The sequence below is a fragment of the Saccharothrix sp. NBAS 001 genome, from assembly GCF_056640475.1.
On record NZ_CM153251.1, the window covers coordinates 7,209,555 to 7,225,058 of the forward strand.

The window sequence follows — 15,504 nt, forward strand, 5'->3', positions numbered from 1 at the left end:
CGGCACGTCAGTGCGCGAAGTGCCGCGTGCCGGTCAGGTACACCGTCGCGCCGGCCGCCTCGGCCGCCGCGAGCACCTCCGCGTCCCGCACCGAGCCGCCGGGCTGCACGACGGCCCGCACGCCGGCCTCCAGCAGCACCTCCAGCCCGTCCGGGAACGGGAAGTACGCGTCCGACGCGGCCACCGCGCCGCGCGCCCGGTCACCGGCCCGCGCGACCGCGAGCCGGGCCGCGTCCACCCGGTTGACCTGGCCCATGCCCGCCCCGACGGTGGCACCGCCGGACGCCAGCACGATCGCGTTCGACTTCACCGCGCGGCACACCCGCCACACGAACGCCAGGTCCGCCAGGCCCTCCGCGTCCAGCGCGGTGCCGCAGGCCAGCGTCCAGTTGGCCGGGTCGTCGCCCTCCGCCTCGATGGTGTCCACGGTCTGCACCAGCAGCCCGCCGGACACCGCGCGCATCTCCACGCCGCCCCGGGTCGGCTCGTCGGCCACCAGGATCCGCACGTTCTTCTTGCGCGACAACACGTCCAGCGCGCCGTCGGCGTAGGACGGCGCGATGATCACCTCGGTGAAGATCTCCGCGACCTGCTCGGCCAGCTCCACCGTCACCTCGCGGTTGGCCGCGATCACGCCGCCGAACGCGGACACCGGGTCGCACGCGTGCGCCCTGCGGTGCGCCTCCGCGATCGCCCCCGGACCGTCCACTGAGGACACCGCGATGCCGCACGGGTTGGCGTGCTTGATGATCGCGACGCACGGCAGCTCGTGGTCCCACGCCGCGCGCCACGCCGCGTCGGAGTCCACGAAGTTGTTGTACGACATCTCCTTGCCGTGCAGCTGCCGCGCGGTCGCCAGGCCGGTGCGCCCGTCGCCCTGCGTGTACAGCGCGGCCTTCTGGTGCGGGTTCTCGCCGTAGCGCAGCACCTGCTTGCGGTTCCAGGTCGCGCCCACCCAGCCGGGGAAGCCGGAACCCTCGTCGTCCGGGGCGAGCGCGCTGCCCAGCCACGACGCCACGGCCACGTCGTAGGACGCGGTGTGCCGGAACGCCAGCGCCGCCAGCGACTGCCGCTCGGCCAACGTGAACCCGCCCGCCGCGACCTGCTCCAGCACCCACGCGTAGCGCGCCGGGTCGACCACCACGGCCACGCTGGCGTGGTTCTTCGCCGACGCCCGCACCATCGCCGGGCCGCCGATGTCGATCTGCTCGACGCACTCGTCCGGCGACGCGCCCGACGCCACGGTCCGGGTGAACGGGTAGAGGTTCACCACGAGCAGGTCGAACGGCGCGATGCCCAGCTCGTCCAGCTTGGCCACGTGCTCGGGCCGGCGGGTGTCGGCCAGCAGCCCCGCGTGCACGCCGGGGTGCAGGGTCTTGACCCGGCCGTCGAGCACCTCCGGGAACCCGGTCACGTCCTCCACCGGGGTCACCGGCACGCCGGCGTCGGCCAGCGCCTTGGCGGTGCCGCCGGTGGAGACGATCTCGACTCCGGCCGCGTGCAGGCCGGTGGCCAGTTCCAGCAGCCCCGACTTGTCGGAAACCCCGATCAGGGCCCGACGAACCGGTCGCCTCTCGGCAGGAGTGGTCACGGGATGCTCACCTTTCGTCCGTTCACGGTGCAGCCCTCGCGGGCCAGTCGGGCGACCACGTCCACCAGCAGCCGCCGCTCCACCACCTTGATGCGCTCGTGCAGGCTGTCGGTGTCGTCGCCGTCGCCGACGACGACCGCCTCCTGGGCCAGGATCGGCCCGGTGTCCACGCCGCCGTCGACCAGGTGCACGGTCGCGCCGGTGACCTTGACGCCGTAGTCGACGGCGTCGCGGACGCCGTGCGCGCCGGGGAAGGCGGGCAGCAGCGCGGGGTGGGTGTTGACCATCCGGCCGCCGAAGCGGGCCAGGAAGGCGGGTCCGAGGATCTTCATGAACCCGGCGGAGACCACCAGGTCGGGTTCGTGCGCGGCGACCGCGGCGGCCAGCGCCGCGTCCCAGTCGTCACGGGACGCGTGGTCGCGCAGCTTCACCGTGAAGCCGGGCACGCCGGCGCGGTCGGCGCGGGCGAGTCCCTCGATGCCGGCCCGGTCCGCACCGACGGCCACCACCTCGACCGGGTAGCCGGGGTCGGCGGCGGCGTCCAGCAGCGCCTGCAAGAGGGTGCCGGAGCCGGAGACTAGGACGACGACCCGCGCGGGGTTCGGAAGCCGGAGTGTGGTCGCGGCGCTCAGCGTGCTTCTCCTTGCTGGGGACTGTCACAGCAGCTCAGGAGCAGCCTAGGCGTTGCCTAGTCGCGCTTGTCGGCCAGGTCCTGGTCGTCGTCCCGGTCACGCTCCGGATCGGCGGCCGCGGCGGGCCCGGACTCGTCGTCGTCCTCGGCCTCCTCGGCTTCGCCCTCGACCTCGGCCAGCTCGTCCCGGTACTCCGCGTCGTCCTCTTCGTCCTCGAATTCCTCGTCCTCGTCGTCGTACTCGTACTCCGCGTCCGGGTCGTCCTCGTCGTAGTCCTCGGCGAACTCGTCCTCGCCCGCCAGGTCCTCGACGTCGTCGGGGTCGTCGGCGGCGTCGGGGTCGACGTCGGCCACGTCCTCGACGTCCTCGACACCCCCGACCTCGTCGGCGACGGGCTCGGGTTCGGGCACCGGGCGCGCCCCGGCGAACCAGGCCACCACCCCGCCCGGCAGCAGGATCCAGCCGAAGGTGAGCACCGCCAGCAGCCCGGCCGGGACGGTCACCGGGTTGAACGCGCCGTCGCCCAGGCTGCCGCCCGCGATCGCGGCCAGCACCAGCGCGCCCACCGCGCCGGTCACCGCCGCCACCAGCGCCGCCCGCAGCCGGGCGCGCGGCGTCTCGGCGGCGGTGCGCAGCGACAGCCCCACCAGCACGCCGATCGCGCCGGGCAGGACCAGCACCAGCGGCAGGACCGCCGACTGCTCCTCGGGCAGCGCGGCCAGCAGCGGCACCGCCGGCACCGGGCCGCCGGTGAACGCGGTCGGCGCGATGCTCACCGCGCCGATGGAGAACCCGGAGCCGGCCACGTACGACAGCGCGCCGATCACCGCGTTCGGCAGGTAGGCCAGGCACATCAGCCAGATCCCCAGCCCGGTGCCCAGGGTGCCGCCCGCCTGGTCGAACAGGTCGCTGGTCACCGACCACGACACGGCCAGCCCGAACGCCAGCAGCAGCGCACCCGCCGCGGTCAGCGCGAACAGGGCCATCGCACCGGCCTGCAGCCCGCGCCGGGCCACCGGGTCGATCCGCTCGAACACCACCTCGACCAGGCCGCAGCGCTGCGCCACGCCGGCCACCGCCGCGACCCCGGACACCGCCGCGCAGCCGAAGAACGCCACGGCGGGCGTCGCGCGCACCACGCCGTCGTCGCCCATCAGGAACGCCACCACGCCGCCGACCACGGCGTGCGCGCCGGCGATGCTCAACACCACGCCGCGCGCCTGCAACGGCTCGAACAGCCCCAACCGGTCGGCCGCGCCCGCCGCCGCGCGGGAGATCAGCAGCATCAGCAGCACGGTCGGCAGCAGCGGCAGGACGCCGAGCTGCCCGCCGTCGAACCGCAGCGGCACGTGGTGCGCGACCAGCCACGCGGGCGCGGACGCGGACAGCACGCCGGTGGTGGAGAACTGGGCGTGCGCCGCCGTGGACGAGACCAGGGCGAGCAGGGCCGCGACGGCGGCGTAGCTGACCACCACCGAGCCGGCCGCGGTCATGGCGAGCACCCGGGCCCGTTCGGCGCGGGAGAACTCGGGCGGGCGCACGGAGTCCGTCACGGCGCCGTGCGAAGACGTTTGCAGCACCGGCATCTTTCCACTGTCTCAGGAGGGATCGGCCGTTCGGGTGAGGCACGCCGCGCACGCGAAGAGGGGTGGCGCCGACAGGTCGGCACCACCCCTCTCACGGCTCTGGTCAGCCCTGCTGCTGGCCGCCGAACCCGCCCGGCGGGGTGCCGGGCTGCTGGCCGGGCTGGTTGAACTGGCCGGGCTGCGGCATGTAGGAGGTCGGCTGCGGCGCGCCGGGCTGCTGCTGCGGCTGCACCGGGGCCCCGAACTGGCCGGACGGCGGGCCGTACTGGCCCGGCTGCGGCTGGCCCTGCTGCGGGAACGCGCCGGACTGCGGGTTCCAGCCGCCCGGCTGCCCGCCGTACGGGTTGGCCGGCTTCGGCTCGAACTTCACCACGCCCGCGTCGAGCAGCAGGCTGAGCACGATCGCCGCGGTCTCCAGCAGCGCCACGATCAGCAGGACGATCGACATGCCCTTGACGCTGCCGCTGCTCTTGATGATCCCCTGGAGGAACAGCAGCGTCGGCACCACCGACAGGACCGCGGCCGCGGGCAGCAGCTTCGGGGCCTTGGGCAGCGCGGTCAGACCCGCCAGGGCGGCGGCGGTGAGCAGGAGCACGTGCTCCAGGGAGCCGGACGACACGTCGTCGGCGAAGGCGAGCAGGTAGGCGATCAGCCCCAGGCCGGCCGCGACCAGCGGGAGGATGAGGTTCAGGTTGACCCCCACCGCCGGCTGTTGCGCCGGACCCGGCTGCTGCTGAGGGGCGCCGTACGGCACGGACATGGTGAGGTCTCCTCCTCCACCGAAGGACTGCTGGCGACAACTGAACGCTAGCCGATGCACACTCTCCGACGACGACCGGACCGGGCTGGTTCCCCCGGATGTGCGCATTGACTCAGGTCGGAATGCCGCACAGGCCACCCCTGAGTCAGGGGTGGCCTGTGCGTACGGGTGAACGTCAGCCGATCGACTGCATGATCTCCCGCATGAGCGCGGCGGTCTCGGACGGCGTCTTGCCGACCTTCACACCGGCCGCCTCCAGGGCTTCCTTCTTCGCCTGGGCGGTGCCGGCGGAACCGGACACGATCGCACCCGCGTGGCCCATGGTCTTGCCCTCGGGCGCGGTGAAGCCCGCCACGTAGCCGACGACCGGCTTGGTGACGTTCTCCTTGATGTAGGCCGCGGCCCGCTCCTCGGCGTCGCCGCCGATCTCGCCGATCATCACGATCGCCGCGGTCTCCGGGTCGGCCTCGAAGGCCGCCAGGGCGTCGATGTGCGTGGTGCCGATGATCGGGTCGCCGCCGATGCCGATGGCGGTGGAGAAGCCGAAGTCGCGCAGCTCGTACATCATCTGGTAGGTCAGCGTGCCCGACTTGGAGACCAGGCCGACCTTGCCCGCGCCGGAGATGTTGGCCGGGATGATGCCCGCGTTGGACTGCCCGGGGCTGATCAGGCCGGGGCAGTTCGGGCCGATGATCCGGGTCTTGTTGCCGGTCGCCACGGCGTGCGCCCAGAACACCGCGGTGTCGTGCACCGGGATGCCCTCGGTGATCACCACGGCCAGGCCGATGCCCGAGTCGATGGCCTCGATCACGGCGGCCTTGGCGAAGGCAGGCGGCACGAAGATCACGGTGACGTCCGCGCCGGTCGCCTCGATGGCCTCGGACACGGTGCCGAACACCGGCAGCACGTTGCCGTCGAAGTCGACCTTCTCGCCGGCCTTGCGCGGGTTCACACCACCCACGATGTTGGTCCCGGAGGCCAGCATCCGCTTGGTGTGCTTGGTCCCCTCGGCACCGGTCATGCCCTGGACGATGACCTTGCTGTCCTTGGTGATGAAGATAGCCATCGTCAGACCCCCGCAGCCGCGAGCTCGGCGGCCTTGTCGGCCGCGTTGTCCATCGTGTCGACAACGGTCACCAGCGGGTGGTTCGCCTCCGCGAGGATGCGGCGGCCCTCCTCCACGTTGTTGCCGTCGAGGCGGACCACCAGGGGCTTGGTGGCCTGGTCGCCCAGGATGCCCAGCGCCGCGACGATGCCGTTGGCCACCGCGTCGCAGGAGGTGATGCCGCCGAACACGTTCACGAACACGCTGCGCACGTCCGGGTCGTGCAGGATGATGTCCAGCCCGTTGGCCATCACCTCGGCGGACGCGCCGCCGCCGATGTCCAGGAAGTTCGCGGGCTTCACGCCCTGGTGCTTCTCGCCCGCGTAGGCGACGACGTCCAGCGTGGACATGACGAGGCCGGCGCCGTTGCCGATGATGCCGACCTGGCCGTCCAGCTTGACGTAGTTGAGGCCCTTCTCCTTGGCCTTGGCCTCCAGCGGGTCCTCCGCCTGCTTGTCCACCAGCTCCTCGTGGGCGGGGTGGCGGAAGGAGGCGTTCTCGTCCAGCGTGACCTTGCCGTCGAGGGCGACGATCTTGCCCTCGGGGTCGCGGACCAGCGGGTTGACCTCGACCAGCGTGGCGTCCTCGGAGACGAAGGTCTCCCAGAGCTTCACGATCACGTCGGCGACCTGGTCGGCCACCTCGGCGGGGAACTTCGCGGCGGCGACGATCTCGTCGGCCTTCGCCCGGTCGACGCCCTTGACCGCGTCCACGGGCACCTTCGCCAGTGCCTCGGGCTTGGTCGCGGCGACCTCTTCGATGTCCATGCCGCCCTCGACGGACGCCATCGCCAGGAAGGTGCGGTTGGCGCGGTCCAGGAGGAAGGAGAAGTAGTACTCCTCGGCGATGTCGGACGCGGGGGTCACCAGCACGCGGTGAACGACGTGCCCCTTGATGTCCAGGCCGAGGATGGCGTCGGCCTTGGCCTCGGTCTCGTCCGGGGTCTCGGCGAGCTTGACGCCGCCCGCCTTGCCACGGCCACCCGTCTTGACCTGGGCCTTGACGACGACGGTCTGACCGAAGCGCTCGGCGATGGCCTTGGCTTCGGCGGGGGTGCTGGCCACGTCGCCCGGCAGAACCGGGACATCGTGGGCGGCGAAGAGGTCCTTCGCCTGGTACTCGTACAGGTCCACTCGGGTCTCCTGCGACGTCGGTGTCGGACACCGCGTCCTGGTGCGGTCCTCGATAAGTCCGGCGCTCCAGGCTGGGGCCTGGTGCCCACACGTACCAGGCATCACCTGGAACGCCGGCACAGCCGTGGGGGGACCGGCTCGACGCGGCTGCGCAGAACACTATCGACCTGCGCGGACCAGTCCGCACCCCATACCCGTGAGGTCGGTCATAAAGGTGGTGAGGTCGATCACCACACCGATTCAGCCTCACCCGTTCCAGCGAGCGTTTCTCACAACCGCGCGATCATCGGACCTGGTATGGCCGCGATTCCCCGAACTGTTTCGACAAAGGGCGAATCAGAATGCCGACCGGATTCCCCGCGCCCGACGATCAGGGGCGGCCGGCGCGGACGGCGGCGGCGATCACCAGGGCGAGGGTGGTGGCCAGGGCGAGCCACAGGCCGGGGCCGGGCGTGGTGCCGGCCACCCGGGACTCGCTCAACGGGTACTCCAACGCCCGGGTCGCGGTCACGCAGGCCGCGCCGAGCAGCAGCGCCGCGCCGCGCGCGGGCCGGGAGACCAGCGCCAGCCAGACCGCCGCGAGCACGGTCACCAGCGCGATCAGCAGCCCCCACGACCCGACCCGCAGGCCGAACGCGGTGATCGGCACGTACTCCGGGGCCGTGAGCACCGGCAGCGCGAACGCGCCGACCGACAGCAGCGCCGCCACCAGGCCCACCGCGAGCAGCGGCAACGGCGGCGCGACGCGGTCCGCGCCCGCCTGGTCCCGTTCCGCTCCTTCCTCGTCCCGCTCGACGGCGCCCGCCAGCGCGGCGGTGCTCGCCGCCGCCGCCGCGAGCACCACGGCCAGCGCGGTGAACCAGACGCCGGCGGCGGGCTCGACGGACGGGACGCGGGTCGCGTTGAACGCGGCGTCCAGCGCGAGCCCGGCGGCCAGCGGCACGGTCGCGGTGGCCGCGATGAACGCCGGCCGGGCCTTCGGCAGCAGCGCGAGCAGCGTGACGGCGATCGCGGCCGGCCACAGCAGGCGGGCGGCGTAGTCGGTGGGCGCGGCCACGCCCGGCACGTGCAGGTGGTCGACCAGCGCGCCGAGCGCGGCGGCGACACCGGTCGCGACGCCCAGCGCGGCGGCGATCAGGTGCAGCCGGCGGCGGCCGGGCAGTTCGAGGTCGTGCTCCTCGCCGTCCTCCGCCTTCTTCTCCTTGGTCGACCACACCAGGGCCGCCGCCGCCGCGAGCACCAGGAACGGGCCGGGCGTCACGTCCACCCGGTCCACCGCGATCGCGGTGGCCAGACCCGGCACGCCCAGCGCGACCAGCACCGCGGCGATGCCGAGCAGGCCGCCCCGGCGCGCGTCGGCGTCGGCGGAACTGGCCGCGAGCACGGCCAGCACCGGCACGGCCAGCAGCACCAGCAGGCCGCCCAGCAGCGGCAGCAGCGGGGCGTCCAGCGGGCCGGCGGCCGGGATGAAGGCGTCGGTGGAGGAGTAAGGAGCGGTGAACAGCCCGACGGCCGCGACCACGCCCGCCGTGGCGGGCAGACCGAACCGCTGGGACCGGTCGCCCTCCGGCTCCGCGCGGCCGGCCGCGAGCACGCCCGCCGCGACCGCGAGCACGTGCCCGGCGAGCAGCAGCCACGCGCCGGCCGTCGGCTGCGGCGGGACGAGGCTGTCCGGGCGGAGCAGCTCGGGGCGCGCGGCGATCAGCGGGTCGCGGACGACCTGGAGGTCGATCAGGAACCGGCCGACCGCGAACACGCCGGCGGGCACCAGCACCGCGCCGGCGGTGACCTCCCGGCCGCGGTGCAGGAAGTAACCGGACACGGCCGCCGGGAGCAGTGCGAGCACCGCCAGCAGGGGCCACGCGAGGTAGGCGGGAGGAGCGCTGCCGTCCACCACGGAGATCGCGGGTCCGACCGCGCCGCACAGGCCGCCCGCCGCGGCGAGCCCGACCGCGAGGCGGAGCCTGGTGTGCGCCGGGGACGTCAGGTCAGCGGTTCGCGTCATCGGGGGCGACGCTAGCAGGGTGCGCACCGGCCGCCGGGGATGTCCGGGGCCGGCGACGGGTAGTCCACTTCCGCGGCGGTTTCACCTACCTTCGGCCCCATGGGTGAAGTCACGGCGCGGCCCGCCGGGTGGGCCGGCAGCGGCCTGGACGCGGTCCGGGCCGGGTTCGGCGCGGTGCGGGCGGCGGTCGACGCGGGTGTCGACCGGGTCGGCGGCGCGCTGCGGGAGGTGGCCGGGACCGGGGCCGGGCTGGTCGGCGGCGTGGCCGAGGTGGCGCGCGCGGTGGCGACGCCGGGCGGCGCGCGCGGGGTGGTGGTCGAGGCGGCCTGGCTGACCGCGCACACCGTGCTCTACCCGTGGGGCGCGATCGAGCGGCAGTTCCGGCCCGAGGGGCACCTGCGGCACTACCGGACCGACCGCCTGCCGCCCCGCCGGCGGGGCCTGGTGGTTTCGGCGATGGACGCGGCGGGAACCCCGATCGTGCTAGTGCACGGCATCGGGGACAACCGATCCGCCTTCGCAGTGCTGTCGGGGGCGCTGCGAAGGCGCGGTTTCGGCGTCGTGCACGCGGTGAACTACAGCGTCCTCACGGCGCTGACCGGCGACGTCCGGCGCTCGGCCGCCCTGCTGGGCGAGCACGTGGAGCGGATCTGCGAGCAGACCGGGTCGGACCGGGTCCACGTGGTGGGCCACTCGCTGGGCGGGCTGATCGCCCGTTATTACGTACAGCGGCTGCACGGGGACGCGCGCGTCAAAACCCTGGTCACGCTGGGTACGCCGCACGGCGGGACGCTCGCCGCCTACCTCTTCCCCACCTCGCTGACCCGCCAGCTGCGCCCCGGTTCGGACCTGTTGTCCGAGTTGGCCGAACCGGGCCGGCCCTGCCGCACGAAGTTCGTGGTGGTGTGGAGCGGGATGGACCAGGTGGTGATCCCGCAGCGGCACGCCCGGTTGGAGCACCCCTCGTTGAGCGTGGAGGAGTACCAGATACGTGATTCAGGTCACCTTTCGCTATCGGTTGATACTCGCGCTCTGCACGTGGTTGTGACTGCCATCACTCGAACGGATGACGGTACAAGCCACCCCATCGTGCCTGTACGTGAGGGGTTTAGTAGCTCCGAGGTGACCTAGCGTCACCACTCGCTCGGCCGATCTTTGCCTCCACCGCTAATCGGTAGACAACGCCGCCGGGGATTGCCTACGAGGCTTCCGCCCCGTTACTGTCCCCCGGTCCGTTGTCACGGTCTGGTCACAAGCAAGAGAACGAGCCGGTACCCCGACTGGCTCAAACCGGGATCCCCCGCCCGGTGTCGACCGGACTCCCCGAAGACGGAAGGCCAGGTTTTGTCTTCTCGACACCGCTCCCCCGGCGGCCAAAGCAGTACCGACGTGCTCGAAAAGGCGGTCGACCGCGCCTCCACGCGTGACGTGGGGTCGCACCGGCTGCCGCCACCGCCCTCCGCCCTGCGCGGTCGGATCGTGGTCGCCGCCGTCGCGGTCGGCGCGTTCGCCGCCGCAGGAGCCGGCCAGACGCTGCACGCGCTGGGCTCCGGCTCGGACGGCCCCGTCCAGGACGAGGTCACGCCGCTCGCCGCGGCCTCCGACGGCGCCGCCGCGTTCGGCGTCGGTGGCTCCGGCCCCGCCGCGCCGCACGTCCTGCCGGTCTCGAAGACCGCGGACCCCGCCGCCGAGGCCCAGAAGCTCACCAAGAGCGCCCGGATCTCCGAGGACCGCGAGGCGGCCGAGGCCGAGGCCAAGCGCCCCAAGTACTCCCGCCCGGCCAACGGCGACTTCACCTCCGGTTTCGGCGGTCGCTGGGGTGCCATGCACAACGGCATCGACATCGCGGGCCCGATCGGCACGCCGATCCTGGCCGCCGCCGACGGCGTCGTGATCGAGGCGGGCCCGGCCAGCGGCTTCGGCCTCTGGGTGCGGGTCGAGCACTCGGACGGCACGATCACCGTCTACGGCCATGTGGACACCTACTCGGTGCGCCAGGGCCAGCAGGTCCAGGCCGGCGAGCAGATCGCCCGGATGGGCAACCGGGGCTTCTCCACCGGCCCCCACCTGCACTTCGAGGTCTGGAACCCGGGCGGCATGAAGATCAACCCGCTGAGCTGGCTGAACTCCAAGGGCGTCAGCGTCTGAGTCGGACCGGCCTTCCGCAACGGCCCCCGGCGTCACCACGCCCGACGCGGCGAGCGCCGGCGCGGGAAGACTTCCGCACGTGAAGAGAAAGGCCGGGTCGCACCTGCGACCCGGCCTTCACCACTACCCCCGTGACCGCCCCCGCGGTGTTTCCCCTCGCGCTTCCGCCGCCCCCGAAGCGGCTTCCGCGTGGTGCCGGCGAGCGGTGGTCCTGCCCGGTTCACCCCGAATGCCCCGGTCATCCCGCTCGTGACACCCCTTAAGACGCCCGTGGTCCGTCCGGGTTGCGCACGAGTTCCGGATCACTTCGAAAGAGTGATCCTCAGGCCACGTCGGCACGGGCGTCGAACGCCTCCCGCGCCGCGGTGACCTCGTCCTCGTGCTCGTCCGCCCAGGTCACGAGGCTGTGCAGGGTCACGTGCAGGGTCTCGCCGAGCGGGGTCAGCGCGTAGTCCACCCGAGGCGGCACGGTCGGGTGCACGGTGCGCAGCACCAACCCGTCCCGCTCCAGCTGCCGGAGGGTCGCGGTGAGCACCCGCCGGCTCACGCCGTCGATCCGCCGCCACAGCTCGCCGAACCGGTGCCCGCGCTCGGCGAGGAAGGCCAGCACCAGGACCGACCACTTGTCCGCGACCCGGTCCAGGACCTTGCGGACCGCGCAGTCCGAGCGCGTGTCCCACTGCCGGGCCTCGGTTTCGTCGCAGTAACCCGGTGACTTGAAAGTGCCGTCTTCCACGGTTCGCCATCCTCCCTCAGGATTGCATGCACATGCAAGAAGAAAGGTGGAGCTGTGGCGACAACGGACACCGCCGCGCGGCTGAGCGGGCGCGAGTGGGGCCTGCTGCTGGTGCTGTGCGGCGCGATCTTCCTGGAGGGCATCGACGTCTCGATGATGGGCGTCGCGCTGCCGTCCATCCAGGCGGAGCTGGGCATGTCCGCCGGATCCCTCCAGTGGGTGGTGAGCGCGTACGTGCTCGGCTACGGCGGCTTCATGCTGCTCGGCGGCCGGGCGGCGGACCTGCTCGGCAGGCGTCGGGTGTTCCTGTTCTGGCTGGCGGTGTTCGTGGTGTTCTCCGGCCTCGGCGGGTTCGCCCAGGACGGCTGGGTGCTGATCACCGCCCGCTTCATGACGGGCCTGAGCGCCGCTTTCCTCACCCCGGCAGGTCTTTCCATCATCACGACCACGTTCAGCGGCCCACGGCGCGATCAGGCCCTCCTGGTGTACGGCGGGGTCGCCGCGGCCGGCTTCTCGCTCGGCATGGTCGTCGGCGGGCTGCTCACGGTGGTGGACTGGCGGTGGGTGTTCTTCGCGCCCGTCGTGCTCGCGCTGGTGATCCTGGTGGCCTCCGTGCGGGCCATCCCCAAGAGCGCCGACCGGGTGCACGGCCGGTTCGACGTGGCGGGCGCGGTCACCGTCACCGGCGGCATGGTGCTGGTGGTGCTGGCCATCGCCGAGGGCGTGTGGCCCGCGCTGATCGGCGGCCTGGCGCTGCTCGCGGCGTTCGTGGTGATCGAGCGGCGGGCCGCCGAACCGCTGGTGCGCCTCGGGATCCTGCGCTCGGGCCCGCTGCTGCGGGCGAACGTCTCCGCGCTGCTGCTCGCGGCGTCGTTCTTCGGCTTCCAACTGGTCGCCGTGCTCTACCTCCAGCAGGTGCTCGGCTGGTCCGCGCTGGAGACCGGCCTGGCCCTGCTCGTGGTCGGCATCGACTCGGTGCTCGCGCCGACGCTCACCCCGCGCCTGGTCGCCCGGTTCGGCCTGGCCCGGGTGATCACCGCCGGGCTGCTGCTGGCCACCGCCGCGTTCGCGCTGTTCCTGCGGATCGACCACGGCTGGGGCTACTGGCAGCTGTTCCCGAGCGTGCTGCTGCTCGGGTTCGCCTTCGCGCTGGCCTACGGGCCGCTGACGATCGTCGCCACGGACGGGATCGCCGACGCCGAGCAGGGCCTCGCGGGCGGGCTGCTCAACACGTCGTTCCAGTTCGGCGCGGCGCTCGGGGTGGCCGGCGTGACCGCCCTGGCGACCCTCGGCGACACGCCGCTGGAGGGCTACCGCCTCGCCGTGCTGTTCCCGACCGCGGCGGCCCTGCTGGCCGCCGTCACAGCTTCACGAGGGGCACGCCGCCGATCAGCATGAGCCGGACCTTCCCCGCGCTGCCGAAGTCGATCGTGGCGGTGGCGCGGGGACCCGAGCCGTCCACCGCGACCACGCTGCCCAGCCCGTACTTGTCGTGGTTGACCCGGTCGCCCACGTCCAGCTTGAGCGCGGGCGTGTCCTTCCACTGGTTGTTCGCGGGCGCCGGCCGGGCGGGGCCGTCCGAGCGGCGGCTGCCCCACGTGGTCGCGGTGGACGGCGCGGAGCGCTTGGGCTCCACCCGCCGCCACTCGACCAGCTCGGCCGGGATCTCGTCGAAGAACCGGGACGCCGGGTTCGCCGACGGCTGGCCCCACGCCGAGCGCACCAGCGCCCGCGACAGGTACAGCCGCTGCTGCGCGCGGGTGATCCCGACGTAGGCGAGCCGGCGCTCCTCGGCCAGCTCGACCGGGTCGCCCAGGGCGCGCATGTGCGGGAAGACGCCGTCCTCCCAGCCGGTGCCGAAGACCACCGGGTACTCCAGGCCCTTCGCGGTGTGCAGGGTCATCAGCGTGACCACGCCGTCGGACTCCGCGTCCGGCACCTGGTCGGCGTCCGCGACCAGCGACACCCGCTCCAGGAACGCGGCCAGCGAGCCCGCCGCGGGCAGCCCCTCGTCCTCGGTCGGGGCCTCCGCCGCCGCGCCCAGGTCGGTGAACTCGCGGGCCACCGTGACCAGCTCGTTGAGGTTCTCCACCCGGGTGTGGTCCTGCGGGTCCTCGCTGGCCTCCAGCTCCGCGCGGTAGGCGGTGCGGTCGAGCACCGCCTCCAGCACGTCGGCCACGTCGTCGCCGCGCTCCACCAGCTCGCCCAGCTCGTCCATCAGCTCGACGAACCCGGTGATCGCCTTCTGCGACCGGGGGTTGAGCAGCGGCACCCTGCCGCGCACGGCCTCCCGCAGCGCCGCCGCGAAGCTGATCCGCTCCCGCTCGGCGTAGGTCGACACGCACGCCTCCGCGCGGTCGCCGATGCCGCGCTTGGGCACGTTGAGGATGCGCCGCAGCGACACCGTGTCGTCCGGGTTGGCCAGCGCGCGCAGGTAGGCCAGTGCGTCGCGCACCTCGCGCCGCTCGTAGAACCGGACGCCGCCGACCACCCGGTACGGCAGGCCGAGCCGGATGAAGATCTCCTCGAACACCCGGGACTGGTTGTTCGTGCGGTAGAACACCGCGATCTCGCCGTTGGTCGCGTCGCCGCCGTCGACCAGCCGGTCGATCTCGCGCGCCACGAACGCGGCCTCGTCGTGCTCGTTGTCCGCGACGTAGCCGACGATCTTCTCCCCGTCGCCCAGGTCGCTCCACAGCCGCTTGTCCCGGCGGTTCGGGTTGCGCGAGATGACCGCGTTCGCGGCGGTCAGGATGCGCTGGGTGGAGCGGTAGTTCTGCTCCAGCAGGATGGTGGTCGCCTGCGGGTAGTCGCGCTCGAACTCCACGATGTTGCGGATCGTCGCGCCGCGGAAGGCGTAGATCGACTGGTCGGCGTCGCCCACGACGCACAGCTCGGCCGGCGGGATGCCGCCCTCGCCCGTCCCGACCAACTCGCGGACCAGCGTGTACTGCGCGTGGTTGGTGTCCTGGTACTCGTCCACCAGGACGTGCCGGAAGCGCCGGCGGTAGTGCTCGGCCACGTCCGGGAAGTTCTGCAGGAGTTCGACCGTGCGCATGATCAGGTCGTCGAAGTCCAGCGAGTTCGACTCGGTGAGCCGGCGCTGGTAGCTGTCGTAGACCTCGGCGACCCGGCGCTCCAGGTCGTTGCCCGCCTGGGCCTTGGCCGTCTCGACGTCCACCAGCTCGTTCTTCAGGTTCGAGATGTGGATGGCGAGGGTGCGGGCCGGGTAGCGCTTGGGGTCCAGGTCGAGGTCGCGCGCCACCAGGGTGATGAGCCGCCGGGTGTCGTCGGAGTCGTAGATGGAGAAGCTCGACGACAGGCCGAGGGTCTTGCCGTCGCGGCGCATCACCCGGACGCACATGGAGTGGAACGTCGACACCCACATCGACCGGGCGCGCGCGCCCACCAGGTCGGCGACCCGCTCCTTCATCTCGGCCGCGGCCTTGTTGGTGAAGGTGATCGCCATGATCTCGCCGGGGTGCACCTTGCGCTCGGCGAGCAGGTAGGCGATCCGGCGGGTGAGCACGCGGGTCTTGCCCGAGCCCGCGCCCGCGACGACCAGCAGCGGCGAGCCGGCGTGCTCGACCGCCCGGCGCTGGGCCGGGTTGAGGTCGGCCAGCAGCCGGGAGGACCGGGAATCGGGGGGACTTGGCGGCAAGTCGAACAAGGCGCTCATCGTGGATCCACGTTACCCGGTACCCCCGACAGACCTCCGCGCAATCCGCCGGCTGTGGCATGATGTGCCCATGCGCTCGGTCAACTTCGAGTTTTTCTACGGGACCCGGACTCCGGCTCCCGTGGACCG

At 72.8% G+C, this 15,504-nt stretch carries 12 protein-coding genes; 3 read left to right on the forward strand and 9 right to left on the reverse strand.

From position 1 onward, the window contains the following. Positions 1-7 precede the first annotated feature (7 nt). The 7 genes from purH to AC0HI0_RS31135 form a co-directional block, all read right to left on the reverse strand. On the reverse strand, positions 8-1,591 hold the full coding sequence (purH, locus tag AC0HI0_RS31105) for a bifunctional phosphoribosylaminoimidazolecarboxamide formyltransferase/IMP cyclohydrolase (RefSeq protein WP_480927063.1): 1,584 nt from the start codon (positions 1,589-1,591) through the stop codon (positions 8-10). Continuing rightward, on the reverse strand, positions 1,588-2,223 hold the full coding sequence (gene purN, locus AC0HI0_RS31110) for a phosphoribosylglycinamide formyltransferase (protein WP_480934431.1): 636 nt from the start codon (positions 2,221-2,223) through the stop codon (positions 1,588-1,590). Before purN ends, purH begins: the two co-directional genes overlap by 4 nt. A 56-nt stretch (positions 2,224-2,279) precedes the next feature. Continuing rightward, positions 2,280-3,809: a cell division protein PerM gene (locus tag AC0HI0_RS31115; RefSeq protein WP_480927064.1), complete on the reverse strand. Its 1,530-nt coding sequence runs from the start codon at positions 3,807-3,809 to the stop codon at positions 2,280-2,282. Positions 3,810-3,912: 103 nt separating this feature from the next. Continuing rightward, complete coding sequence (locus tag AC0HI0_RS31120; protein ID WP_480927065.1) at positions 3,913-4,569, reverse strand: DUF5336 domain-containing protein; 657 nt, start codon at positions 4,567-4,569, stop codon at positions 3,913-3,915. Between the two features lie 175 nt (positions 4,570-4,744). Then, on the reverse strand, positions 4,745-5,635 hold the full coding sequence (gene sucD / locus AC0HI0_RS31125; protein WP_480927066.1) for a succinate--CoA ligase subunit alpha: 891 nt from the start codon (positions 5,633-5,635) through the stop codon (positions 4,745-4,747). Between the two features lie 2 nt (positions 5,636-5,637). Next, entirely contained in the window at positions 5,638-6,807 is a 1,170-nt protein-coding gene (sucC, locus tag AC0HI0_RS31130; RefSeq protein WP_480927067.1) for an ADP-forming succinate--CoA ligase subunit beta, read from the reverse strand. 370 nt (positions 6,808-7,177) lie between these two features. Then, the gene (locus AC0HI0_RS31135; protein ID WP_480927068.1) at positions 7,178-8,812 is read right to left on the reverse strand and encodes a hypothetical protein; all 1,635 of its coding nucleotides are present in this window, start codon (positions 8,810-8,812) and stop codon (positions 7,178-7,180) included. 99 nt (positions 8,813-8,911) lie between these two features. Between AC0HI0_RS31135 and AC0HI0_RS31140 the strand changes: the two genes are divergently transcribed. Both AC0HI0_RS31140 and AC0HI0_RS31145 read left to right on the forward strand, forming a co-directional pair. Next, positions 8,912-9,943: an alpha/beta fold hydrolase gene (locus AC0HI0_RS31140; protein ID WP_480927069.1), complete on the forward strand. Its 1,032-nt coding sequence runs from the start codon at positions 8,912-8,914 to the stop codon at positions 9,941-9,943. 258 nt (positions 9,944-10,201) lie between these two features. Further along, the gene (locus tag AC0HI0_RS31145) at positions 10,202-10,960 is read left to right on the forward strand and encodes a M23 family metallopeptidase (RefSeq protein ID WP_480927070.1); all 759 of its coding nucleotides are present in this window, start codon (positions 10,202-10,204) and stop codon (positions 10,958-10,960) included. Between the two features lie 322 nt (positions 10,961-11,282). Here AC0HI0_RS31145 and AC0HI0_RS31150 read toward each other — a convergent pair whose 3' ends face one another. Beyond that, on the reverse strand, positions 11,283-11,696 hold the full coding sequence (locus AC0HI0_RS31150; protein ID WP_480927071.1) for a winged helix-turn-helix transcriptional regulator: 414 nt from the start codon (positions 11,694-11,696) through the stop codon (positions 11,283-11,285). Positions 11,697-11,750: 54 nt separating this feature from the next. On the opposite strand from AC0HI0_RS31150, the gene AC0HI0_RS31155 reads away from it, so the two are divergent. After that, entirely contained in the window at positions 11,751-13,094 is a 1,344-nt protein-coding gene (locus AC0HI0_RS31155; RefSeq protein WP_480927072.1) for an MFS transporter, read from the forward strand. Here AC0HI0_RS31155 and pcrA read toward each other — a convergent pair. Beyond that, positions 13,057-15,375: a DNA helicase PcrA gene (pcrA, locus tag AC0HI0_RS31160; protein WP_480927073.1), complete on the reverse strand. Its 2,319-nt coding sequence runs from the start codon at positions 15,373-15,375 to the stop codon at positions 13,057-13,059. The two genes, AC0HI0_RS31155 and pcrA, sit on opposite strands and share 38 nt — an antisense overlap. Positions 15,376-15,504 lie beyond the last annotated feature (129 nt).

Excerpts from the sequence above, each read along its gene's own strand:
- AC0HI0_RS31140 (WP_480927069.1), top strand. The coding sequence starts at position 8,912 with ATGGGTGAAGTCACGGCGCGGCCCGCCGGGTGGGCCGGCAGCGGCCTG.
- sucD (WP_480927066.1), bottom strand. The coding sequence starts at position 5,635 with ATGGCTATCTTCATCACCAAGGACAGCAAGGTCATCGTCCAGGGCATG.
- AC0HI0_RS31120 (WP_480927065.1), bottom strand. The coding sequence starts at position 4,569 with ATGTCCGTGCCGTACGGCGCCCCTCAGCAGCAGCCGGGTCCGGCGCAA.
- AC0HI0_RS31115 (WP_480927064.1), bottom strand. The coding sequence starts at position 3,809 with ATGCCGGTGCTGCAAACGTCTTCGCACGGCGCCGTGACGGACTCCGTG.
- AC0HI0_RS31135 (WP_480927068.1), bottom strand. The coding sequence starts at position 8,812 with ATGACGCGAACCGCTGACCTGACGTCCCCGGCGCACACCAGGCTCCGC.
- pcrA (WP_480927073.1), bottom strand. The coding sequence starts at position 15,375 with ATGAGCGCCTTGTTCGACTTGCCGCCAAGTCCCCCCGATTCCCGGTCC.